Below are 23,035 nucleotides of genomic sequence, written 5' to 3' on the forward strand. Positions count from 1 at the left end.
TGTTAACCCCCCGCGGTTAATAAAGGCGCACAGCGGCCAACGGCGGGCCGAGAGAAAAGAACCGGACATGCACGCTACGGTTGTACGCGATGAAGCGAGACAACTCTTCGTGAGCGAGCCAGACCATGCGTCGGATGCGGCCGACGCATGCCCGACGGACAATTCTGCGGCCCGCACCGCGCGAATCGTGGAATCACGCGAGCTGGCAGTGATCCTCGCGAACGTTGCCGACGGCGACCAGAGCGCCTTTGCCGAGTTCTACGACCGAACCAGCTCCCGCGTCTACGGCATGGTTCTGCGTGTACTCCGTGATCCAGGCTTCTCCGAGGAAGCTGTCCAAGAGGTCTACCTCCAAGCCTGGAAATCGGCCGACAGTTTCGATCCGGCCAAGGGGTCCGCACTCTCCTGGCTCCTGACGCTCGCTCACCGCCGCGCGGTGGACCGCGTCCGCTCCGAACAGTCGAGTTCGGATCGACAGGCTCTCTACGACACCACCAATGCGACTCCCGAGTTCGACGTCGTCAGCGACGAAGTGACACGAAGAGACGAGCATCGTGCTGTCACCGACTGTCTCGAATCGCTGACGGACACTCAGCGCCAATCGGTGACTCTCGCCTACTACGGCGGCCGAACGTACCGCGAGGTGGCCGAAGATCTCGGCGTGGCGATTCCCACGATCAAGTCGCGAATTCGCGACGGACTACTGCGCCTACGTGGATGTTTGGGGGTGATGTGAGATGGACGAAGAGCTGATCGACTACGCGTACGCCTACGCGATCGATGCGTTGGACCTCGACGAGCGCCGTGAGGTCGACAGACGACTTGCCGCTTCGGACTCCGCGACCCGAGCCGAATTCGACGCCCAGGTCCGACTCACCGCCGAAACCATGGCTGCGATGACCGTTGTCGATGCCGTCGAGCCCCCGCCGTCACTGCGCAGCAGCGTCCTCGCCTCGATCTCGGAACAGACCGCTGCTGCCGACGCCCCGATCTCGCTGGCCGAGCGTCGTAACCGTCGACGCCCGTGGACCATGGCTCTTGCGGCGGCCGCCGCAGTCGCAATCCTGGTCGGCGGCATCGGAATCGGACGCACGCTGTCCGACAACACGCCGCCGCAGAACCCCGCATCCGAAATCATGGCAGCACCCGACGTTCATGCCACGACGCGTGAAATCCCGGGCGGCGGAAGTGCCACGACGCTGTTCTCGCCCTCCGAAGACGCCGCAGTCCTCGTGATGAACGACGTGACTCCCCCGAGTCCGGATACCGTCTACCAGATGTGGCTGGTGCCGGGCGACACCGACAGCACCACGATGATCCCGATGGGGACGATGGCTCCGGGCGACGTCAAACCCACTACCCAGGTGGTGCTCGACGGCATCGGCCCGAACACGAAGTTGGCGTTCACGGTCGAACCTCCCGGCGGATCGCAGCAGCCGACCAGCGAGCCGTTCGCGACGATCCCGCTCATCTGATCACCGAACGAAAGAAGAGATCCCCCACCGGTTTCCGGTGGGGGATCTCTTCTTTGTCGAAACTACGAGCAGCGAATTAGTGGCTGTGACCGTGTCCGGTGTCGGCAACTACCTCGGTCGGCTTCTCGACGACGGCGCTCTCGGTGGTGAGGATCATGCGCGCGACGGAAGCGGCGTTGACCACTGCCGAGCGAGTGACCTTGACCGGGTCGACGACGCCGTCGGCAAGCAGGTTGCCGTAAGTGAGGGTGGCGGCGTTGAAGCCTTCGCCCTTGGTCATCTCGGCGACCTTGCTGACAACGACGGAACCGTCGATGCCTGCGTTGCTGGAGATCCAGAACAACGGTGCGTTGAGGGCTTCACGGACCACGGCTACGCCGGTGGCCTCGTCGCCCGACAGTCCGAGGTTCCCGATCAGTGCCGTACCGGCCTGTACGAGAGCCGATCCGCCACCGGGGACGATGCCCTCGGCAACTGCTGCCTTGGCTGCGTTGACCGCATCCTCGACGCGGAACTTGCGTTCCTTCAGATCGGTTTCGGTGGCTGCGCCGACCTTGATGACGGCCACGCCGCCGGACAGCTTTGCCAGACGCTCTTCGAGCTTCTCGCGGTCCCAATCCGAATCGGTGTTCTCGATCTCGCGACGCAGCTGCGCAACGCGGGTCGCGATGTCGTCAGAGGTGCCTGCACCGTCGACGATGACCGTCTCGTCCTTGGTGACGACAACGCGGCGAGCGCTACCGAGCAGTTCGAGGCCGGCTTCCTTGAGGGAAAGACCGACGTCGGTGTTGATGACGGTGCCTGCCGTGACGACTGCGAGGTCGTCGAGGAATGCCTTGCGACGATCACCGAAGAACGGCGCCTTGACGGCGACGGCCTTGATGGTCTTGCGAATGGAGTTGACCACCAGGGTGGAGAGAACTTCACCCTCGACGTCCTCGGCGATGATCAAGAGCGGCTTGCCGGATTCGGCAACCTTCTCGAGCAGCGGCAGGAAGTCGGGAAGTGAGCTGATCTTCTCGCGGAAGAGCAGGATCAGCGCGTCTTCGTAGACGGCTTTCTGCGCATCGATGTCGGTGACGAAGTAAGGCGAGAGGTAGCCCTTGTCGAACTGAACGCCTTCGGTGACAACGAGTTCGGTTGCAACGGTGGAGGATTCCTCGACCGTCACGACGCCGTCGGTTCCGACACGTGTGAGTGCCTCGCCGACGAGCTTGCCGATCTCTTCGTCACGCGAGGAGACCGTAGCGACCTGAGCAATCGACTTCTCGCCCTCGACGGGGGTGGCTGCGGCGAGCAGTTCCTCGACGACCTTGTCGGCTGCGGCGTTGATGCCGACGCCGAGCGCCATCGGGTTTGCACCCGCAGCGATGTTCTTGAGTCCGCCGCGGACGATGGCCTGGGCCAGGACGGTCGCGGTGGTGGTGCCGTCGCCGGCAACATCGTTGGTCTTGGTGGCGACGCTCTTGACGAGCTGTGCGCCGAGGTTCTCGAAGGGATCTTCGAGCTCGATCTCACGGGCGATGCTCACACCGTCGTTGGTGACGGTGGGGCCGCCGAATGCCTTGGCGAGCACGACGTGGCGTCCACGCGGGCCCAAGGTCACCTTGACGGCGTCGGCAAGCTTGTCGACTCCGGCTTCGAGAGCGCGGCGTGCGGTCTCGTTGAACGCAATTTGCTTGGACATCTGTTCTGTCAGCTCCTGAATCTTCGGGGCGTGAACGCATTCCGCCCCGGGATCCTGTGTGGACTCCGGGGCGGATCACGTGTGTCTTACTTGGAGACGACAGCCAGCACGTCGCGTGCCGACAGGATCAGGTATTCCTGGCCGGCGTACTTGATCTCGGTTCCGCCGTACTTGGAGTAGATGACCGTGTCACCCTCCTTGACGTCGACCGGGATGCGGTTGCCCTGCTCGTTGACGCGGCCTTCGCCGACTGCAACGACGGTGCCCTCCTGGGGCTTTTCCTTGGCTGTGTCAGGAATGACCAGGCCGGAAGCCGTCGTCGTTTCAGCCTCGTTGGCCTGGACGAGGATCTTGTCCTCGAGCGGCTTGATGTTGACGCTCGCCACGATGAGCCCTCCACTTTGGGGTATGTGCGTCCGAGGCGATCCTCGGACAGCTGTTTGGGTATGCCGTTTACGGCGCGTCACTGCAGTCCCGTCGTCGCGGGTGCCGGAACTCGATCAGCGCCAATTGGCACTCTATACGTGAGAGTGCCAACCCTCAAGGACTGGGCGCATTTTTCTCTTCGTCCAGAGCGAAACAGGACAGCCGTCCACCACGTTCACCTATTGTTCACTTCGTGACGAACATCAATCGCCGTAGTTTTCTGACCTTCGCCGGACTCGGCGCCGTCGGCGCGGTCAGCCTTGGCAAGCCGTGGGGCCTGCAATATGCAGGCGCGTCGACCATTCCGACGTCAGGTCCTGGCACCACTCTCGAGTCCGTGTCCACCCCCGTCAGCAGCAGCGGCTACACCAAGCTCACCGCCGGGCCGGGTTGGGCGAACATCGTGCGCAGCGAGTTGGCCGAGCCGAAGTCAGGACGCGAGGATCGCCGCACCGCACTCGCCTCGCTCGTGCAGCTGACCGACGTCCACATCGTCGACGCCCAGTCCCCCATGCGATTCGAGTACGTCCACCAGATCACCGGCTCGGCGTTCCGCCCACAGGAGACCCTGACGGCACACGGGCTGATTTCACTTGTCCGACGAGTCAATTCGATCGGCAGTGGCCCACACACGTCGCGACCCTTCGATGCCGTTGTCACCACCGGCGACAACACGGACAACAAAGAATTCGCCGAACTCGACTGGTTCCTCACCTCCCTCAACGGCGGAACCGTCGTTGCCAACACCGGCGCCAAGGATCGCTACGAGGGTGTGCAGAACTCCGGCGCGGATCTGTACTGGAACCCTGAGTCACCGATGCTCGACATGTACAAGAAGGCCGGTTTCCCCGAGATCCCCGATTTCTTCGGTGCCGCTTTCACTCCCGTGTCGAGCCCCGGCCTGAACATCCCTTGGTATTGCGTGTTCGGCAATCACGACGATTCGGTGTCCGGCACGGTGCCCAGCGGCATCCCGCCGCTCGAGGCGATGTACACGGGATCTCTCAAATTCGAGGTGCCCGGTTCACCCGAGCAGGCCAAGCAGATCGACATCGCCACCAAGTTCGATCCCAGTGCGATTCCCGGAATCCTGTCCGCCTTCACGACGCCGCCGCGCCAGGTCACCCCCGACCCGTCGCGCGCACCGTTCACACCGCGACAGTTCATCGCCGCACATCTTGATCCCGCGCACACCGGCCCCGGCCCCGTCGGGCACGGTTTCGCCCCCGACGCCGGCGAAACCGGGATCGGCTACTACTCGTTCGAGATCGCACCGGGCGTCGTCGGCATCAGCATGGACTCCACCAACCGCGCGGGCTTCGTCGACGGCTCGTTGGGCGCCGCTCAGTTCCAGTGGATCGAGAGCACCCTGCGCGCCGGCAGCAGCACCTACTACGACGCAGCGGGCTCGCGTGTCACCGAGTCGCGTAGTGACACGTACTTCGTACTGTTCAGTCACCACACAAGCGACACGATGGACAATCTCATTCCCGACCCCGAGAACATCCTCGAGCCGCGCTTCCGCGGTTCCCAGCTTCTCGACTTGCTGCACCGCTTCCCGAACGTGCTCGCATGGGTCAACGGACACACTCACGAGAACAAGATCACCCCGTGGCCCGGAGCGACCCCCGAGCAGGGCTTCTGGGAGATCAACACCGCCTCTCACATCGACTACCCGCAACTCGGACGCATCGTCGAGATCGCGGACAACAACGACGGAACGGTGTCGTTGCTTGCGACGCTCTTCGAGGCGGAGAGTCCCAATTCCGTCGACTACAGCGACAAGTCGGCAGCCGGGCTCGCCTCGCTGTATCGGGAACTGTCGTTCAACGACATCCACCGCGACCCGAAGTTGACCGGTACCGGCGTCGATCAGAACGTCGAATTGTTGGTTCACACCGGACGATGATCCCGATTGCCGCAGTGCCCTAGGCGATTTCAGGTCCGCTCGAACCCGAGCGGTGCGCTTTCGCCCACGACACTGCGGCAACCACGAATCGAACACCGAACCCGATCAACACCAGATTGCAGATGATCTGCAGGCTCACAAGCCCCCTGGCCAGATCCGTTTGCGCCGCGATGTCGCCGAAACCGACGGTCGAGAAGACGGACAGCGAGAAATACAGCGCCGCCATCCGTGACAGTGGTTCAGTGAAGCTGCCGGCGCTCGCATGCTCGACCGAAAAATAGGTGATGGACACCAACAACAAGTACGTCGGCATCACCACCGCCACAGCTTCCACCGCCTGCAGAGAAGGCACATCGGAACGCAGAATTCGCCACACCTGCCAGGTGGTAACGGCAAGCACCGCGGCGCCGCCACCGATCAAGAGAGAGATCGCACCCGCCGTGTGAACGTCGATCCACGGCAGGAAGAAATATGCGCATCCGAAGGCGATCACCGTCAGCGTGGGTCGAAGAACGGCGCCACGGATCAGCGCGCGTCGCCGCCCCCCGTCGATGTGGGGAGAATCGCCTTTTTTCTGCATGAATCAATGATCGACAATTTCCCAGGTAAAACCACCCTTTCGGTCCGAAATGAGCATCACAGAGACGAAAAGCACTGAGCAATCCTCACGAACCTTCTGTAACGTTCATATAACGGCGGTCGATTGAACACTGACCGGTATTGACTGTGAGGAGGTGCGCGATGAGTTGTTCACTGGGAATTTCCACTGGATCTTCCGGAGTCTATTCAGCCCTCGTCGACACCGATACCAGCACAAACACACCAGGAGCCGTGCCTGCCGAGACCCGATTCGTCTCGGCCGATCAGGCCAATTCCAACGTCGGCGACCTCGTTCGCGCTTCCATCAAGCTGATGACGACGCAGGTAACGGACGGATCTGCGGCGCCGCGCTCGATCGGTGTCAGCTATCGCACGGACGACCAACTCGCGAGCATCAGGTCGTCGCTTTCCCGCTCGCCGAAGCAGGTCCGTGCCATCCCCGAACCTGCCGCCGTACACGCCTACCTTGCCGAGACCGGGAAAACAGAGCGGTACGACACGACAGCTCAGGTGGACGTCGGAGATCAGGGCCTGACCGTGTCCGTCGTCGACCACACCGGTGAAGTTCTGCATTCCGACCGTATCGACGCCCTCGCGGGGGCCGGAATCGACCGGGCTCTCGTCGAGTTCGTCACGGAGAAGGCCGCAGGGCACCTGCGCCGCTACACCGACGCGGAACTACTTGCCGCCCGGTGCCACGTCGCGAAGGAACAACTGTCGACGGCCGCCAAGGTCACCATCGACCTTCCCGTCGATGCGATGTCGATCTCGCGCGACGAGTTCGAGGCCATCATTGCCCCGGACATCGAGCGCGCTGTCGCCTTCATCCGTGAAGTCGTGAACGGCTCGCCTCGGCCCGTCGGTGCCGTCGTACTCATCGGCGGTGGCGCACACATTCCAGCCGTGCGGTCCGCTGTCGCTGCTGCCGTCGACCTCCCCCTGGTCGAGATCGACGAGCCCGAGACTGCGGCAACCAAAGGTGCTGCGCTCCTTGCCGATTCGATCACCGCAATCCGTTTCCCCTTGCTGGGCTCCGGAACTGCACAGCGCTCTGGATCCACAGCCAAGGTCTCGGGCGCTCTGATCGGCGCGCTCGTCGTCGGCGGACTTGTACTGGGTTACGGCGCAAAGGAATTGGTGCCGACCGATGACACCGCAGTCTCGCCCGCCGGAACCGGTTCGACCACGACGACGGTGAGCCCCGAAGCGACGCTGAGCACCGGTTCGACAATCATCCCGTCTCATGATCCCCTACCTTCGGTAGCGGGTAGCACGTACCCGCAGTACGGTTATCCCACAACGCCGTTCGACTCACAGCCGTACGACACGCACACGCACACAACGCATCAGTACACGCTTCCGCCGGCGCCGATACCGGACACCTCGACCACAACCGCGCCGCCGACCACGACAACAACCACTCCGAGTTGGCCGACCATCCCTGGAATCACACTGCCCGATCCGCCGGCATGGTGGCCGACGCTCCCTGACACGGAGGCGACGCCACCGATCGATCCGACCGAGGGCAACCCGGGCGGCGGTATCGGCCCGGGCGAGAGCGGCGGCGAAAACCCGACGACACCGGAAAATCCCGGATCCGGTTCCACCGAAACGGAAATCACGACCCCCGGTGGGAGTAATCCGACGACAAAGCCCGGTGAACCGAACACCTCGACGCCCGAACCGGGTGCCGCGACCACACCGGATCCGGAACCGGCCCCAGTCGGTTGATTCTCAGCGCAGCCTGATTCTCAGCGCATCAACTGGCTGACCGAGACCGACAACCCCGGGTCGGTCGCAACACTCAGTTCCGAAGGGCCTGCGCCGTTCCCGATGAGGTGGGCGGTCAACGAAGCGATCATGACGCCGTTGTCCGTGCAGAGTCGAGGTTTCGGAATTCGCAACGTGATTCCAGCTTCGGCGCAGCGCTGCTCGGCGAGTGAGCGGATACGTGAATTGGCCGTGGCACCGCCGCCGAGAACCAACGTGTCGACTCCGACATCCTTGGCTGCACGCACTGCCTTCATCGTCAGTACGTCGGCAACCGCTTCCTGGAACGAGGCAGCGATGTCCGGGATCGAAAAGGACTCGCCTGCACGCTCTTTCGATTCGACATAGCGAGCGACCGACGTCTTGAGTCCCGAGAACGAGAAGTCGTGCCGCGAATCGCGCGGGCCGGTCATGCCACGAGGAAAGGCGATTGCGTTCCGATCTCCCTCTTGCGCAGCAGCATCGAGTGCCGGTCCGCCGGGAAATCCGAGTCCGAGCAGTCTGGCCACCTTGTCGAAGGCCTCGCCGGCGGCGTCGTCGACAGTCGTGCCCAGTTCGACAATGGGCTTACCCAGATTTTCGACGTGAAGCAGGTGCGTGTGACCACCGGAGACGAGCAATGCGACGCACGAGGGCAACGGACCGTGCTCGAGAGTGTCCACAGAGACGTGACCACCGAGGTGATTGACCGCATAGAACGGGATGTTCCATGCTGCCGCATAAGCTTTCGCGGCGGCAACACCGACCAGCAGCGCGCCGGCCAGGCCAGGTCCGATGGTGACGGCAAGCGCGTCGGGCTTCTCGACACCGGCGACGGCAAGGGCGCGGCGCATCGTCGGCACTATGGCCTCGAGGTGAGCCCGCGAGGCTACTTCGGGAACCACTCCGCCGTACCTGGCGTGCTGATCCACGCTCGAGGCCACCTCGTCGGCCAACAGGTCGCAGGTTCCATCGCCGTTCCAGCGAACGATACCGACTCCTGTTTCGTCGCAAGAGCTTTCGACACCCATGACGATCATGCTTGCTGCTCCTCAGTTTCGCGGACACCGAGCACGGCGGGCCGTCGCATCGTGTACGCATCTGCCCCACTGGGCTGGTAGTACTTCTTTCGCGTTCCGACGATCTCGAATCCTTCACGCCGGTACAGCGCGATCGCAGGTTCGTTGTCGGTACGCACTTCCAGGAACACCGGGCACTGCCGTGAATCCGCCAGCGTCAGAAGCGCATCGAGCAACGCGCTGCCGATTCCCACCCGCTGAGCCGAAGGATCCGTGCCGATGGTGTGAACCTCGGCCTCCATGTTCGGCGACGCCCCCAACAATGCGACTCCGGCGTAGCCGAGGACATGACCGTCGGGTTCTCTGGCAACGAAATAATGATTATGTGCGCCCGCAAGTTCCGAGACGAAAGCTTGCGCGCTCCATGGCCCGTCGCCCGCGAACAAGGCGCGTTCCAACTCCGCACACCGTTCGGCGTCATCGACATTCATCGGCTCGATGCTGTACTTCATCTGCTCTGTCACTTCACCGGCTCTGTCTCACTTGCCACGTTCTGCGAGGGTCTTCGCATCCGGGCGTCGGAGGTACAGCGGCTCGAGCGGGGCAGGAACCGAGCCGGCCAGAACCTCGCGAGCAGCGACTGTAACCAACCCGGCCGGTGACGGTGTCTCAGCCGGTTCGACGGGAAGATCGAAGAAGTCCACGTGCGACGCGGATCCGGCAATCAGCGTCGAGGGCGAAGGATCAACGTCGCCGGCGGAATTCACAGCCGGCCCTTCGACGCGCGCACCGCCGTCGTAGCGCGCCCAATAGATCTCCCGACGCCTCGCGTCGGTCACGACGAGCAAGCTCTCCGTGGTCGGTACCGCAGCCGCGATGGCGTCGAGGCTGCAGACGCCGTACACGGGAACACCGAGAGCATCGCCGAAGGCAGCGCCAGTCGCCATGCCGACACGCAAGCCTGTGTACGGCCCCGGCCCGACACCCACTACGACGGCGTTCAACTCGGCCGGTGTGAGCCCTGCCTCGGCGAGGCATTCGAGGACGTGAGGAGTCAGGACCTCGGCGTGCGCACGAGGATTGACCGTGACACGCACGGCAAGCGTCTCCACTGTTTCCGGTGACGAAGCCGACAGGGAGACGACCCCGGCAGTGACTGCCGGAGTGGAGGTGTCAATTGCGAGAACAAGCACGATTTCTCAGGGTACCCGCACGTGAAGAACTACTTCCGGCCTGGGAGGGTCACGACGCCTGTGACCCGAAACTCCGTTTCACTACGTCTGTGACCCGAAACTCCGTTTCACTACGTCCAGGCCCAGCTGGCCGTCCGCACATCTGATTCAGGTTCCCGATGAAGCTGCACTCGCAGGTGCCGTTCGACGAGCCTTTCCACAACGTCGCCACCCCATTCGACAACCACCACTGCGTCGGTGAGGTCTGTATCGAGGTCGAGAGCATCGAGTTCGTCGAGTGCGTGCGGTCCGCTGTCGCCCAGTCGGTATGCATCGACGTGAATCATGCCGACGGGATCGCCGCCGCTGGGACGGGTGCCCGGTCGATGCTCACGGGCTATGACAAACGTGGGGGACGTCACCCGGCCCTGCACGCCGAGGCCCGCTCCGATCCCGCGAGTCAACGCTGTCTTGCCTGCCCCGAGCGGTCCGTCGAGCACTACCAGGTCGCCGGCAACAAGCCCCGCCGCCAATCGTCGGCCGAAAGCCTCGGTGTCCTCGGCCGTTTCCAACGTGATCTGTCCGGATTCGGGAAGTCCGGTGAAGTTCTCAGCCGACATCGGAACGCTCTTCGACCTTCGCACGCTGCACCAGCTTGTCGATTGCGTCGGTGACGATCGCCGGGAACTCGAGCTGCACCAGATGGCCGGCCCCGTGAACTCGCACGAGTTCGGATTCGGGAAGATCGGCAGCGAGACGCTTGGAGCTGATGAACGGAATCATCATGTCTTGATCGCCGCAGATCACCACTGCTGGTGTGTGCGCGAGGACCTCGAGGGACGCGGACTCGTCGTGCAGTTCCAACGTCCGCAGGAAATTCACGATGGTCACGACCGAGGTCCGATCGAGCATGCCGTCCGAGAGTTCATGCAGCCGCGGGCTCACATCGGTGCCGTACGACGCCGCGCGCAGGATCGGCGTGATCAATACTCGCGCAGCGCCCCGGGCGTGCTGAACCACTCCCGGTGAGGTGCGCACTGCCAACCGGAATCCGTCGATGATCGGGTTCTGCAGATTGCGGGTCAGACCGGTCTCGGCCAGACCTGCCGCCGTCGTCGCGACCAGCCCGACGCCGATCACTCGGCCCTCGAACCATTCGGGTCGCTGCCCGGCGAGCGCGAGTACCGTCATACCGCCCATCGAGTGACCGACGAGAACTATCGGGCCCTTGGGTACCTTGGCCTCGACGACGGTCGCGAGATCGCGGCCGAGCTGCGAAACCGTACAACTCTTCGAGCGCGGCATACCCGAATCTCCGTGTCCGCGCTGGTCGTAGAACACCATGCGAACCTTGTTGCCCCATCGCTCTTCGAGCTGGCGGCGCTGGAAATGCCAGGACAGCGCGCTCAGGCAATATCCGTGCACGAAAACGACTGTCAGCGGAGCGTCGTCCGGCCCCACTTCGCGAACTGCCAGCTCGACGCCGTCCTCGGAGCGCACAGTGCTCTTGCGGTCGCGCGTCATGAGGTCGAAGTCCTCGTCGGCGTAGATTTCCCGGCCCGGACGCGTCGCGGTCTTGAATGCGTTCACGCCGGCCATCGACCCGAGTGCCACAGCGCTGAGCAGGCCACCGAGAATGCTCATCTTTCCTGCAGTCTTCATGACGTCTCTCCCCCGATGTACGTACGCACTGTGCGTCCACGTATTCCGGTCACGACCTCGTAGTGAATGGTGTCGAGTACGTCGGCCCAGGCCTGCGCGTTGGGTTCGCCGTGATCGCCGTTGCCGAAGAAGATCGCGGTGTCGCCTTCGCGAACTCCGTCGCCGTCCGGCCCCAGGTCCACCAACACCTGGTCCATGCAGATACGCCCGACTGCCTGGCGACGCTTACCGCCCAACTGCACTTCGAACTTGCCGCTCAGTGAACGAGACAAACCGTCGGCATAGCCGACGGGCAGCAGAGCAAGAGTGGTGTCGTGCGGTGCGACCCACTGATGCCCGTAGGAGACGCCCTCTCCGGCGGCCACCTTCTTCACCAGAATCACCTTCGCTCGCAGCGTCATCGCCGGTCGTAAACCGAAATCTCCGAGTTCGGGCACCGGAGACAATCCATATATCGCTATTCCGGGTCGAACCATGTCAAATCGCAGGTCAGGGCGGGTAACCGTCGCTGCCGAGTTGGAAAGATGAACAACTTCGGGGTCGAATCCGTGGGCACGGACGTCGGCAACCGCGTCGATCAGGCGTTGCTTCTGCATGTCGATGACGTCGTGATGTGGCTCGTCGGAGTGCGCGAGGTGCGAGAACACTCCGCGTAGCCGGATCGTGCCCTCGTCCCGGGCAGCGGCGAGGTCGTCGAGCATCTGCGGCCACTCGGTTCTCGATACGCCGTTGCGATTGAGACCGGTGTCCACCTTGAGCGTCACCGTCGCCGGTAGTCCCAGAACTCGTGCCGCGTCGACCACCGCAGCCAGGTGTCGCGGCGAGGAGACCCCGATCTCGACGTCGGAGCGGATCGCCGACGCGAAATCGGCGTCGACGCCGTGCAACCAGGCCAGGACAGGAGCGGTGATGCCTGCCTCGCGAAGAACCAATGCCTCGGCGATGGTGGTGACGCCGAGTTCCCGGGCTCCGGCTGAGAGTGCCGTCCGTGCCACCGCAACTGCGCCGTGGTTGTATCCGTCCGCCTTGATGACCGCCATCAACGCTGCATCCCCGGCAAATTCACGCAGAACTCGCACGTTGTGCGCGATAGCGTCCAGATCGACGACTGCCTCTGTCTGCGGCCATACTGCGATGTCGAGTTGGCTCGACTTCCCCTCCGCAGGCTCCTTCGGTGCTCTTCCCTGGGCAAGCGTCATGGCGACAATCCTGCCACCCACACAGGATCGGACACGTGTTCGGGTTTGAACACACTCAGTTCTGGACAAAAGAGCGGAGCACACGCACCGACTCGCGCAGTCCTCCCAGCAGGGGTGACGCCGAAATCGGTGCTCCGGCGACATCGCTCTGATCGCCCGCGGCGGCGATATTCGCAGCCAACGCGTGGGCCCGCGCGCCGACGGCCCCGGCTTCGAGAGGGCTCAGACCCGCAGCCAGCAAAGCGCCGATCACACCGGAGAGGATGTCACCCGAGCCTGCCGTCGACGCCCAGGAGCCGCCGGCGTCGTTGACCAGGACCTCACCGCCCGGATCCGAGATCACCGTCGTACGGCCCTTCAGTAGCACCGTGACTCCGAGTCGTCCGGCAAGAGCGCGCGTGGCTGCGATTCTGTCGTCGCCGAGGGGTGTGAATCGTGCGAACTCGCCGGCGTGGGGAGTCAGAAGTGTCGGCACGGCCCGTGCTGCGACAAGTTCGGGACGCTGAGCCAGCAGGGTCAGTCCGTCCGCATCGACGACAACAGGCACATCGGTAGCGAGTACCGACGCGAGAAGTCGCGCAGCGGCATCGTCGGTACCCATACCTGGGCCGACCACCCAGGCCTGAACTCGCCCCGCAGCCTCGAACGTCTCACTGGCGATCACCTCCGGGAACCGGGACAGCACCTCTGCGGCTCCGTGCCCGGCGTAGCAGACCAGACCGGAGGTCGCGGTCACCGCGGCGCCGGTACAGAGCACGCCCGCGCCCGGATACTGCTCGCTTCCCGCAACGATGCCCACCACACCCTGCGAATACTTGTCGTCCTCCGGACCAGGTACCGGCCACAGCGCGCCGACCTCGGCCGGATCGAGTGAGCCGAACTCCGGTTCACCGACGCTCAATCCGATGTCCACGAGTTCGACACGACCACACAGCGGAGCCGCGAGTACATGTACCGGTTTGAGCGCACCGAAGGTGACTGTCACATCAGCGCTTACCGACGGACCGTCCACTGCGCCGGTGTTCGCGTCGACGCCGCTCGGCAGATCGACCGCCACGATCGGCGCATCCACCTGGCCGACGAGCGCAGCCGCATTCGGCCGCAGAACGCCGTGCCCGGAAATCCCGACGATGCCGTCGATCACCAGATCCGGCGACCCGACTTCGGCGGCGACTCGGCCACCGGCCTTCAGAAGAGCGTCGAGGCCCGCCCGATGAGCGCGGGCCGGGTCGAGCAGCACGGCCCGGACACTCACACCTCGTTTGCGGAGCAACGCACCGGCCCACAGGGCGTCACCGCCGTTGTCGCCGGTACCGACCAGAAGCGTCACGGACCGATGTGCGACTGATCCTGTGCGCGAACGTAATTCGTCCGCGACGACTCGCGCGAGACCGTAGGCCGCTCGACGCATCAGTACCCCGTCCGGCAGCTTGTCGAGCAGTGGCGCCTCCGCTGCTCGCACCTGATCGGCTGTGTAGAACCCACGCATGTCGGAACCCTTCAGTTGCCGTCGCTACCCTCGGAACCATGAAATCACGTCTTCGCCCGGCAATCGCGGGACTCGTGCTCGCTCTCGGCTTGGTCGGGTGCAGTTCCACGACCGACTCCACGCCACCGACTCCGGAAACGACGGCCAGCGGACCTGTGGTCACAATCTCCGGGATGGCGTACTCCCCCGCTTCCATCACCGTGAACGTCGGCGAGACGGTCACGTGGGTGTTCGACGACAACGGAATGGCTCACGACGTCAGCGGCCTCGGTGACGCCAAGGGCAAACTCCGCAGCCCACTCAAGAAGTCGGGAACCTACACCTACACGTTCACCGAACCCGGGACCTACGACTACACCTGCACACCTCATCCCGAGATGCGCGGAACCGTCGTCGTTGCGGCGCAGTAACGCACTCGGGCCCCACAGTCTTTCGACTGCGGGGCCCGTGTTTTTGGCGAAAGCTATTCGACCGTAACCGATTTCGCCAGGTTACGCGGCTTGTCGACGTCGTATCCGCGCGCCGCGGCAACCTCGGCCGCAAAGATCTGCAACGGAACCGTGGACAGCAACGGCTGCAGCAGAGTCGGTGACGCCGGAATCTCGATCAGGTGATCCGCATGCGCCGCAGCGACGGTGTCGCCTTCCTCCGCGATGACGATCGTCGTCGCACCGCGTGCCTTGATCTCCTGGATGTTCGACACCAACTTCGAGTGAAGCACAGCGCGACCCTGCGGCGACGGCATGACGATGATGACCGGCAGGCCCTCCTCGATCAGCGCGATCGGGCCGTGCTTGAGCTCACCGGCGGCAAAGCCCTCGGCGTGCATGTAGGCAAGCTCTTTGAGCTTGAGTGCACCCTCGAGCGCCACCGGGTAGCCGACGTGGCGACCGAGGAACAGCACGGTCGACGCGTGCGCGAACTGGCGCGCCAACGCGCGCACCGGTTCTGCCGTCTCGAGTACCTTGCTGACCAATGCGGGCATCGCTTCGAGGTCGGCGTACTCGCGGGCGACCTCGTCCGGGTACTTGGTGCCGCGCGCCTGCGCCAATGCCAATCCGACGAGGTAATTCGCGGTCACCTGCGCAAGGAACGCCTTGGTGGACGCGACCGCGATTTCCGGTCCTGCCCGGGTGTAGAGGACGGCGTCGGCCTCACGCGGGATCTGCGCACCGTTGGTGTTGCAGATCGCGAGAACCCGCGCCTTCTGATCCTTGGCATGCTTGACAGCTTCGAGCGTGTCCGCCGTCTCTCCCGACTGCGAGATCGCGACAACAAGCGTCGAACGATCGAGAACCGGGTCGCGGTAACGGAATTCGCTGGCGAGTTCGACCTCGACAGGTAGACGCGTCCAATGCTCGATCGCGTACTTCGCCAACAGACCGGAGTGGTAGGCACTACCACAGGCGACGACAAACACCTTGTCGACGTCGCGCAGTTCCTGGTCCGACAACCGCTGCTCGTCGAGAACGATCTTCCCGTTTTCGAAGTGGCCGAGGAGCGTGTCTGCGACAGCGGTCGGCTGCTCTTCGATCTCCTTGAGCATGAAGTAATCGTGACCACCCTTTTCGGCGGCCGCGAGATCCCAGTCGATGCGGAACGGGCGTCCCTCTGCCTCGTTACCCGCGAAGTCGGAGATCCGGTAGCTGTCGGCAGTGATCACCACTGCCTGATCCTGTCCGAGTTCAACCGCATCGCGTGTGTGCTCGATGAATGCAGCGACGTCGGAGCCGAGGAACATCTCGCCCTCACCGACACCGACGACGAGCGGCGTGGAGCGGCGTGCGGCAACGATCGTGTCTGCATGATCGGCGTGCGTGAAGACGAGTGTGAACGCACCTTCCAACCGACGAACCACCGACAGCGCACTCTCGATGAAATCGCCTGCCGTCTGCCCCTGCGCGTACGCCCGGGCTACGAGGTGGACTGCGACCTCGGAATCCGTGTCGCTCTGCAATTCGACGCCTGCAGCCTCGAGCTCCGCACGCAGCGGGGCGAAATTCTCGATGATTCCGTTGTGAACGACAGCCAGCTTGCCCGAGGCATCACGATGCGGATGCGCATTGCGGTCCGTCGGACGCCCATGCGTCGCCCAACGGGTATGGCCCATACCGGACGTACCGACAAAGTGATCCGCACCGTACTCGCCGAGCTCCGCCTCGAGGTTGGCCAACTTGCCGGCCTTACGCTCGATCTCGACCCCACCGGTTCCGTCGAGAATCGCGATTCCCGACGAGTCGTACCCGCGATACTCCATTCGTCGCAAAGCCTCCACCACAACGCCCAGAGCTGGGCGGTGGCCGACGTATCCCACGATTCCGCACATGGTGACTCAGGGTACTTGGACATCAGTGGTGGGCGCATTTTGCGGTTCCGAAGACATCCCCCACCTGGTTGCGGTGTCCGCTCCGCATACACGAGGCGGCTCATCGGATAACGTCTTCACCCGTGGCACCGAAACTGAAGACACTGACACGTGAGCTGTCCAAGCGCGGCCCGCACCGAGTTCTCCGCGGCAACCTCGCCCTGGCCGGACAGCCGGGCGTCGTGTACACGCCCGAAACCGGTTTCAATCTCCCCGCCGTTGCCTTCGCGCACGGGTGGATGGTCGGGTCACACAAGTACGAGCAAACACTCCAGCACCTCGCTTCCTGGGGAATTGTCGCAGCGGCGCCCGACAGCGAACGCGGTCCGGTCCCGTCACATCTCGGATTGGCTGCAGATCTTCGGGCGACGCTCGACATCTGCGTCGGCGTCCGACTCGGCCCCGGCCAGATCAGCGTCCAACCCGATCGGGTCGCCTTTGCCGGTCACGGCATGGGCGCGGGCGCGGCGGTACTGGCCGCAGCGCAGCGCGGGGATGTCGGTGCGGTAGCCGCACTGTTCCCGGCCCCGACAGCACCCAAGGCAGAGAACTACGCGTCGAAGATCACAGCGCCCGGATTGATCCTCGCCGGCGAAGACGACGTCGATTCCTTGACCAGCAATGCCCGCCCTCTGAGCGTGGAGTGGGGCGGTCCCGTCGTCGCACGCACCGTGAACGACGGCCAAGACGCCGGACTGATCGAAGGCCGACGACTCCTCGGTGCCCTGGGACTCGGTGGATCCGAGCGTAAGACACAGTCCGCCACACGGTGCCTGCTCACGGGCTTCCTGTTGTTCCATCTGACCGGCGACAAGAAGTACAAGGACTTCGCTGATCCCGACGTCGAGATTCCGCATACGGCGCCGTTGCTCCCGGTCGACCCTCACTCCGACGCGCGGGCCAGCCAACTGTTGCGTAAGTAGGGGTCCGTGCTCGGCTTCGTCGGCGGGCTCGGCTTCGTCGGCTCGGAGGCGGATCGCAGATACGGGCCGGCTCTGGCGGTCCCATCCGTGCCGTTCTCGGCAGATGTCGTTTCATACCGCGGCGACGGCGACTCCTGGCGCGATTCCTCGCTCGCCGCGGCTGCTCTGCGCTCACGGAAGTCGTCGAGTTGAGAGTCGAGGGTTCGACGGATCGCTTCGAACGGCGCGTGCACGGACCTCACAGCGGACCAGCTCCGGCCAGCTCCGCACCCGTCTCTCCGTCGGGGACCGCGACCGACTCATCAGGGACTGTGACAGGCGGCTCCAGGTCCGGCGCTGGTGAGACTTCGGCGGTGGTTTCAACCGGCACCTCGGGCTGGGGAATATCAGGCTGGGGAATATCGAGCTGGAGTGTCGCGGGCTGGGACGCTTCTTGCGGGTGTGTCTCCTGCATGGCCGACTCCTGACCGGCATCAACAACTATTCTCGGCCAACCATTTTCGTCCAACTCCACGGTGACCGACACAGAGTTCCCGTCGGCGCCGGCGACATCGAGACTCACCCCACGACCGTCGGGCGCAATCGAGAAGCCCCACGTGTTGCCGCTGATCGAGAAAGAGATCGGCGCAGCCGCGGTACCGGATTCGTCCGTCTCGGCGACCGGCAAGGTCGACGGGAACGCGTCTGTCACCCACGCAGTCGCGGCATCAAAAGCATCGCCTACCGCGCTCGCGCACTGCGCACACGCCCTGTCGAATTCGTCGCGAGCCTCCAGATACGCCGAACGAAAAACTGTGTCCAGCCAGGGCGCCGAGCCTCGACCGCCGGAAGCGATGCGGGCCAGCTGATCGATCTCCCCCACACCCAGACCGCCGATGGTCGCCCGGTCCAGACTGGCCACCTTGAAAGCCTTGTCTGCCAGAGCCCTTCGAACAGTCTGTGCGAGTTCATCGGCCAGCACGATCAACAATGGCGCCGAATCCGCATCGGACCGAGCTTCTTGCCGCGCCGCGAAGGCCTGATCTACGACCGCGTCGACGTCGGAAACATTCCACACCGCAGGAAGATTCTCCGCCAGGACCGTCAGCATCGCGATCTCCGTGACCGAACCATCCACCGCCCCAGCCATGTCCGACACGTCTCGCGCCAGGGGCTCGAAATCGATGCCGGCCTCTGCGCGATACGAATCCTCGTAAGACGTGAGAACTCGTTCTTCGAACCCCAACCGAGTGGCCAGGTCGTGAAATCGGTCGAAAAACTGCAGCCCTCGAGCGCCGGCGTCCAGAATTTCGTCGGGACGCACGAGTGAATCACGCAGTCCAAGAATATCTTCGAAAGAGTAGTAGCCGTTCGGTACTGCCTGGGCTGTATGGCTGTTCGATATCACGAGGCCGACCCGCCGGAATCCCGCAACCGCTGCGCACCCTCACGGTCCACCTCAGCGATCACCTGAGCCGAGGAGGAAAGCCGGCGCCCCAGCGTATCGAGAAGATCGGCACGCCCAGTCAGACGAGAATTCAGGACCGCCAATGCCGACGCCAAAGCGGCTCCGTGCTCGACGTAGTCACGACCCGAAACGGCACCGCCCCATCGCAAACGCCGAAGCGGTTCCGCAGAATCGCGCAGACCCTGAGCCACAGACACCGCGTGGCGTGCCAATTCGTCTGTTCCAGCACGGTCGACGTCCACGAGCGCCCCCAAGTTTCACCGGAACCACTCGCACGTCGAGGGGCCTTTGACTCCTTGGACGCAGCCGGGCGCGATTGCGTTCCCTCAAATACGCGAACGTGTAGAGACTTTCTCAGAAAAGCGAACGCGTCACGAAGAACTACACCGAACCGACGATCTCAGCCAACTCGTCGGCCAACTTCTGCGCGAGCGGAAGTTCGGTGGCCTCGACCATGACGCGGACCAGTTGCTCTGTCCCGGACGGGCGCAGGAGCACTCGACCACCGTCACCGAGAACGCGCTCGGCGTCCGCGACAGCTGCGAGTACCGACGGCGATGCTGCCACCGTCGCCTTGTCCCCGACCTTTACGTTGATCAGTACCTGCGGGAGGGTGGTCATCGTTGCGGCCAGTGCGGATGCCGACTTACGCGTACGAGCCATGCGTCCGAGCAGCCGGAGACCGGTGAGAATCCCATCGCCCGTGGTGCCGAACGCCGGCAACACAACATGGCCTGACTGTTCGCCGCCGAGGCTGTAGCCACCCGCGCGCAGCTCTTCCAAGACGTAGCGGTCACCTACGGCAGCCGTCACGATGTTGATACCGGCCTCGCGCATCGCAATGTGCAAACCGAGATTGCTCATGACGGTCGCGACGAGAGTGTTCTCGACCAACTCTCCGGCCTCGTTCATCGCGATCGCCAGAACTGCCATGATCGCGTCACCGTCGACCACCGCGCCGGTCTCGTCGACGGCCAGGCAGCGGTCGGCATCGCCGTCGTGCGCGAGCCCTAAGTCAGCCCCGTGATCGACCACGGCTTTCTGAAGATTCTCCAGGTGTGTCGATCCGCAACCGTCGTTGATGTTGAGGCCGTCGGGATCGGCGCTGATCGCGATGACGCGAGCACCCGCTGCGGCGTAGGCAACCGGTGCGAGCGCGGAAGCAGCGCCGTTGGCGCAGTCGACGACAACGGTTAGTCCGGCGAGTGGCTCGCTCGCCGCGCTCGCCAGATGCGCCAGGTACAACTGAGCTGCGTCGTCGACCGTACGGACTCGGCCGATTCCGGCACCTGTCGGAAGGACGGGTGGCGCGGTGCCGTCGAGCGCGTCCTCGATCGCTACCTCGACCGAGTCGTCCAGCTTGTGTCCACCGGCTGCAAAGATCTTGATTCCGTTGTCCGGCATGGGATTATGCGATGCCGAAATCATGACACCGAGACTGGCGTCGAGCTTTGCCGTCAAGTATGCAACTGCGGGAGTGGGAAGAATACCCACGTCGAGCACGTCGACGCCGGCCGAACTCAGCCCGGCCGTCACCGCGGCTTGAAGCATCTCACCGCTGGCGCGGGGGTCGCGACCGACCACGGCGGTCGGACGTGCATCCGAGGTGTCGGCTGTCAGTACGCTCGCTGCGGCAACTGCCAATCTCAATGCAAGATCTGCAGTCAGATCCGAATTGGCAAGTCCACGAACACCATCAGTACCGAACAACCGACCCATAGAACGACTCCTGAATCCTGAGAACCTCGAAAGTGGAACTTCGAGCATGGAATTTCTTCGAGAAACACAAGAGCGGGCGTCCGGTAACGATGGACGCCCGCTCTTGTGGTGAACAGGTGCCGAAGCAGACCCGTTGGGTCAACCTCGGCAAAGCATCAGCGCTTGGAGTACTGCGATGCCTTACGGGCCTTCTTCAGGCCGTACTTCTTACGCTCGACAGCGCGGGCGTCACGCGTCAGGAAGCCTGCACGCTTGAGGGCCGGACGATCATCAGGGGTTACCTCGATGAGTGCGCGCGCGATAGCCAGACGCAGAGCGCCTGCCTGACCGGACGGGCCGCCACCGTGCAGCAGTGCAATGATGTCGAAAGACTCGGGACGCTCGACGAGCACCAGCGGAGCCTTGATCAGCTGCTGGTGAACCTTGTTGGGGAAGTAATCCTCCAACGTACGGCCGTTGAGCTTGAACTGACCGGTGCCGGGAGCCATCCGGACGCGAACGACAGCCTCCTTGCGGCGACCGACGGTCTGGACCGGGCGATCGAGGACGATCGGTGCGAGCGTAGCTGCAGCAACCTCTTCGACGACCTCGACTGCGTCAGCGGAAACAAGCTCTTCCACTGCTTCGATGTTCTCTTCGGACACGTTCTGCTCTTCCGGCGATGTCACTGTGCGACCTGCTTGATCTCGAACGGCACCGGCTGCTGCGCGGTGTGGGGGTGATTCGGGCCCGCGTAGACCTTGAGCTTGCTGCTCATTGCGCGGCCGAGCTTCGTCTTGGGGAGCATGCCGACAATGGCCTTCTCGACGAGACGATCGGGAGTCCTGTCGAGGACCTCACCGACAGTGCGGGACTTCAGGCCACCCGGGAATCCGGAGTGGTGGTAAACGTTCTTGCCCTGGAGCTTGTTGCCGCTGATGGCAACCTTCTCAGCGTTGATGATGACAACGAAGTCACCACCGTCGATGTGCGGCGCGTAGGTGGGCTTGTGCTTGCCACGCAGCAAGTTCGCTGCCTGAACGGCAAGACGGCCGAGCACCACGTCAGTGGCGTCGATGACGTGCCACGAGTGGGTCACATCTCCGGCCTTCGGGGTGTACGTAGACACAGATCTTCCTCGTCTTAATTCATTCCACTGCTGACCATGTGCGTATCGCGTAAACGAACCTCGGCGGCCAGTTGAGACCCGAGAACCGCCGGTCTCCACGCATTTCTGCCGGAGCCCTACGGCACGCCACCGATAGACGATACCGGTCTACCCACCGCCAGGTCAAAGCGCGGCCAGGTCAAAGCGCGGCCAGGTCAAAGCGCGGCCATCCCTGTCAACAGCATCTTCGCCCAGCACGACTGCCCCGGCACCTGTCGGTACCGGGGCAGTCGGGTGTCATCGCAACATGATTGCTGTCAGCGACCGAACCCGTTTGCGGCGATCCGATCAGCTTCCTGCATCTTCTCCGAGCCGCTTGCCGTCGCTCCGGCGATCTGCGCGAGAACCATGTTCAGTTCTTCGGAGGCCTGGGCCCAGCGGCGCTGTGCGTCGTTCCACGCTTCGGAACCTGCGCCTTCCCAGCCTGCTTGCAGCTTGTCCACGACAACTTTGATGTCGCCCTGCTTGTCGTTGATCGCTTTGGCCTGCTGTTTCATCTGATCGGACAGCATTGCGAGGCCGCCGAAGTCGTACTTGATCCTGTCGGACATAACTGCTCCCGGTTCGGTGTGACTGAAGAGATCTTGTGAGAACTACTGGCTGAGAACTGCTTGATCGCACGGTGAAGAGCTGACGGTCAGGACATGTTCACCGTCGCGCCGCGAAGCGAGCTGACGTTGTCGTCTTCGGTCGAGTCGAAAGTTCCCGCAGCCTGCTTGATCTGCTCGCAGATGTCGGTCAGAGCAGTGTCCAACTTCAGGGCCGCGCTGTTGTATCGCTCCATGATCCCTGCGTATTCGACCTGCGCCGCGCCGTTCCACGAATTGTGCGAAGCGTCGGCCTCCGACCGAACAGCGTTGACCAGTCCTCTGATGTCACCGAGATGTCCGTCGATGGTCCCCGCCGAATCGATCAATTCAGCGGTAGTTGCGGTAAAGCCCATGTCGTCCCCCTGGATTCGGTGAGTACCGTTCGGTATCGGCGATCACACACGACGGCTTGTCCGTCGGACGTGCACCGGGGTCGAGCGGCACTCCCTGATGTGCG

25 protein-coding genes are annotated in these 23,035 nt (G+C 63.6%); 7 read left to right on the top strand and 18 right to left on the bottom strand.

Translation table 11 applies throughout. The annotated features are described in order from the left end of the window. Nucleotides 1–67 precede the first annotated feature (67 nt). Together ACWF6P_RS14075 and ACWF6P_RS14080 are read left to right on the top strand one after the other, a co-directional pair. Entirely contained in the window at nucleotides 68–736 is a 669-nt protein-coding gene (locus ACWF6P_RS14075; protein WP_452621398.1) for a sigma-70 family RNA polymerase sigma factor, read from the top strand. A gap of 1 nt (nucleotide 737) precedes the next feature. Then, entirely contained in the window at nucleotides 738–1,475 is a 738-nt protein-coding gene (locus ACWF6P_RS14080) for an anti-sigma factor (RefSeq protein WP_452621399.1), read from the top strand. Between the two features lie 76 nt (nucleotides 1,476–1,551). Here ACWF6P_RS14080 and groL read toward each other — a convergent pair whose 3' ends face one another. Further along, nucleotides 1,552–3,162, bottom strand: a complete 1,611-nt coding sequence (groL, locus tag ACWF6P_RS14085; RefSeq protein WP_452621400.1) for a chaperonin GroEL — start codon at nucleotides 3,160–3,162, stop codon at nucleotides 1,552–1,554. A gap of 86 nt (nucleotides 3,163–3,248) precedes the next feature. Continuing rightward, a complete protein-coding gene (groES, locus tag ACWF6P_RS14090) occupies nucleotides 3,249–3,548 on the bottom strand; it encodes a co-chaperone GroES (protein WP_003940763.1) in 300 nt (99 codons plus the stop codon). Nucleotides 3,549–3,781: 233 nt separating this feature from the next. Here groES and ACWF6P_RS14095 point away from each other — a divergent pair, with 233 nt between their 5' ends. Further along, nucleotides 3,782–5,497, top strand: coding sequence for a TIGR03767 family metallophosphoesterase (locus tag ACWF6P_RS14095; RefSeq protein WP_452621401.1), 1,716 nt, complete (start codon nucleotides 3,782–3,784; stop codon nucleotides 5,495–5,497). Nucleotides 5,498–5,516: 19 nt separating this feature from the next. On the opposite strand, the gene ACWF6P_RS14100 is transcribed toward ACWF6P_RS14095, so the two are convergent. After that, complete coding sequence (locus ACWF6P_RS14100) at nucleotides 5,517–6,077, bottom strand: potassium channel family protein (RefSeq protein ID WP_452621402.1); 561 nt, start codon at nucleotides 6,075–6,077, stop codon at nucleotides 5,517–5,519. 251 nt (nucleotides 6,078–6,328) lie between these two features. On the opposite strand from ACWF6P_RS14100, the gene ACWF6P_RS14105 reads away from it, so the two are divergent. Then, complete coding sequence (locus ACWF6P_RS14105) at nucleotides 6,329–7,828, top strand: Hsp70 family protein (protein ID WP_452621403.1); 1,500 nt, start codon at nucleotides 6,329–6,331, stop codon at nucleotides 7,826–7,828. A 20-nt stretch (nucleotides 7,829–7,848) separates the two neighbouring features. On the opposite strand, the gene tsaD is transcribed toward ACWF6P_RS14105, so the two are convergent. The 7 genes from tsaD to ACWF6P_RS14140 all read right to left on the bottom strand — a co-directional run bounded on the left by tsaD (nucleotide 7,849) and on the right by ACWF6P_RS14140 (nucleotide 14,387). After that, nucleotides 7,849–8,886: a tRNA (adenosine(37)-N6)-threonylcarbamoyltransferase complex transferase subunit TsaD gene (tsaD, locus tag ACWF6P_RS14110; RefSeq protein WP_452621404.1), complete on the bottom strand. Its 1,038-nt coding sequence runs from the start codon at nucleotides 8,884–8,886 to the stop codon at nucleotides 7,849–7,851. Next, nucleotides 8,883–9,377 carry a ribosomal protein S18-alanine N-acetyltransferase gene (rimI, locus tag ACWF6P_RS14115; RefSeq protein WP_378549971.1) on the bottom strand — a complete coding sequence of 165 codons (495 nt, stop codon included), beginning with the start codon at nucleotides 9,375–9,377 and terminating at the stop codon, nucleotides 8,883–8,885. Before rimI ends, tsaD begins: the two co-directional genes overlap by 4 nt. Nucleotides 9,378–9,404: 27 nt before the next feature. Then, nucleotides 9,405–10,058: a tRNA (adenosine(37)-N6)-threonylcarbamoyltransferase complex dimerization subunit type 1 TsaB gene (gene tsaB, locus ACWF6P_RS14120; protein ID WP_452621405.1), complete on the bottom strand. Its 654-nt coding sequence runs from the start codon at nucleotides 10,056–10,058 to the stop codon at nucleotides 9,405–9,407. A 110-nt stretch (nucleotides 10,059–10,168) separates the two neighbouring features. Next, entirely contained in the window at nucleotides 10,169–10,657 is a 489-nt protein-coding gene (tsaE, locus tag ACWF6P_RS14125) for a tRNA (adenosine(37)-N6)-threonylcarbamoyltransferase complex ATPase subunit type 1 TsaE (protein ID WP_452621406.1), read from the bottom strand. After that, nucleotides 10,647–11,699, bottom strand: a complete 1,053-nt coding sequence (locus ACWF6P_RS14130) for an alpha/beta fold hydrolase (RefSeq protein ID WP_452621407.1) — start codon at nucleotides 11,697–11,699, stop codon at nucleotides 10,647–10,649. Before ACWF6P_RS14130 ends, tsaE begins: the two co-directional genes overlap by 11 nt. Continuing rightward, entirely contained in the window at nucleotides 11,696–12,898 is a 1,203-nt protein-coding gene (gene alr, locus ACWF6P_RS14135) for an alanine racemase (protein ID WP_452621408.1), read from the bottom strand. The genes ACWF6P_RS14130 and alr overlap by 4 nt, the downstream gene beginning before the upstream one ends. A gap of 55 nt (nucleotides 12,899–12,953) precedes the next feature. Then, nucleotides 12,954–14,387, bottom strand: coding sequence for an NAD(P)H-hydrate dehydratase (locus ACWF6P_RS14140; RefSeq protein WP_452621409.1), 1,434 nt, complete (start codon nucleotides 14,385–14,387; stop codon nucleotides 12,954–12,956). Nucleotides 14,388–14,425: 38 nt separating this feature from the next. On the opposite strand from ACWF6P_RS14140, the gene ACWF6P_RS14145 reads away from it, so the two are divergent. Beyond that, nucleotides 14,426–14,797, top strand: a complete 372-nt coding sequence (locus ACWF6P_RS14145) for a plastocyanin/azurin family copper-binding protein (RefSeq protein WP_378649340.1) — start codon at nucleotides 14,426–14,428, stop codon at nucleotides 14,795–14,797. Nucleotides 14,798–14,850: 53 nt separating this feature from the next. Here ACWF6P_RS14145 and glmS read toward each other — a convergent pair whose 3' ends face one another. Then, nucleotides 14,851–16,713 (bottom strand): glutamine--fructose-6-phosphate transaminase (isomerizing), encoded by a 1,863-nt coding sequence (gene glmS / locus ACWF6P_RS14150; protein ID WP_378447804.1) that lies wholly within the window; start codon nucleotides 16,711–16,713, stop codon nucleotides 14,851–14,853. Nucleotides 16,714–16,835: 122 nt separating this feature from the next. On the opposite strand from glmS, the gene ACWF6P_RS14155 reads away from it, so the two are divergent. Both ACWF6P_RS14155 and ACWF6P_RS14160 read left to right on the top strand, forming a co-directional pair. After that, a complete protein-coding gene (locus tag ACWF6P_RS14155; protein ID WP_283303192.1) occupies nucleotides 16,836–17,675 on the top strand; it encodes a poly(ethylene terephthalate) hydrolase family protein in 840 nt (279 codons plus the stop codon). Between the two features lie 6 nt (nucleotides 17,676–17,681). Continuing rightward, nucleotides 17,682–17,867 carry a hypothetical protein gene (locus ACWF6P_RS14160; protein WP_452621410.1) on the top strand — a complete coding sequence of 62 codons (186 nt, stop codon included), beginning with the start codon at nucleotides 17,682–17,684 and terminating at the stop codon, nucleotides 17,865–17,867. A gap of 46 nt (nucleotides 17,868–17,913) precedes the next feature. Here the strand turns inward: ACWF6P_RS14160 and ACWF6P_RS14165 are convergent, their stop codons facing one another. From ACWF6P_RS14165 to ACWF6P_RS14195, 7 genes are all read right to left on the bottom strand, one after another. Next, nucleotides 17,914–18,978, bottom strand: a complete 1,065-nt coding sequence (locus tag ACWF6P_RS14165) for a hypothetical protein (RefSeq protein WP_452621411.1) — start codon at nucleotides 18,976–18,978, stop codon at nucleotides 17,914–17,916. An 80-nt stretch (nucleotides 18,979–19,058) separates the two neighbouring features. After that, the gene (locus ACWF6P_RS14170) at nucleotides 19,059–19,364 is read right to left on the bottom strand and encodes a hypothetical protein (protein WP_378447807.1); all 306 of its coding nucleotides are present in this window, start codon (nucleotides 19,362–19,364) and stop codon (nucleotides 19,059–19,061) included. A 139-nt stretch (nucleotides 19,365–19,503) separates the two neighbouring features. Next, nucleotides 19,504–20,841, bottom strand: a complete 1,338-nt coding sequence (gene glmM / locus ACWF6P_RS14175) for a phosphoglucosamine mutase (protein WP_378447808.1) — start codon at nucleotides 20,839–20,841, stop codon at nucleotides 19,504–19,506. A 155-nt stretch (nucleotides 20,842–20,996) separates the two neighbouring features. Continuing rightward, nucleotides 20,997–21,509, bottom strand: coding sequence for a 30S ribosomal protein S9 (gene rpsI / locus ACWF6P_RS14180; RefSeq protein ID WP_230812265.1), 513 nt, complete (start codon nucleotides 21,507–21,509; stop codon nucleotides 20,997–20,999). After that, nucleotides 21,506–21,949 (bottom strand): 50S ribosomal protein L13, encoded by a 444-nt coding sequence (gene rplM / locus ACWF6P_RS14185; RefSeq protein ID WP_019747566.1) that lies wholly within the window; start codon nucleotides 21,947–21,949, stop codon nucleotides 21,506–21,508. The genes rpsI and rplM overlap by 4 nt, the downstream gene beginning before the upstream one ends. 296 nt (nucleotides 21,950–22,245) lie before the next feature. Next, complete coding sequence (locus tag ACWF6P_RS14190) at nucleotides 22,246–22,539, bottom strand: WXG100 family type VII secretion target (protein WP_003940975.1); 294 nt, start codon at nucleotides 22,537–22,539, stop codon at nucleotides 22,246–22,248. Between the two features lie 86 nt (nucleotides 22,540–22,625). After that, the gene (locus tag ACWF6P_RS14195) at nucleotides 22,626–22,931 is read right to left on the bottom strand and encodes a WXG100 family type VII secretion target (protein WP_003940986.1); all 306 of its coding nucleotides are present in this window, start codon (nucleotides 22,929–22,931) and stop codon (nucleotides 22,626–22,628) included. Between the last annotated feature and the right edge of the window lie 104 nt (nucleotides 22,932–23,035).

The sequence above is a fragment of the Rhodococcus sp. NPDC055024 genome, assembly GCF_053608585.1.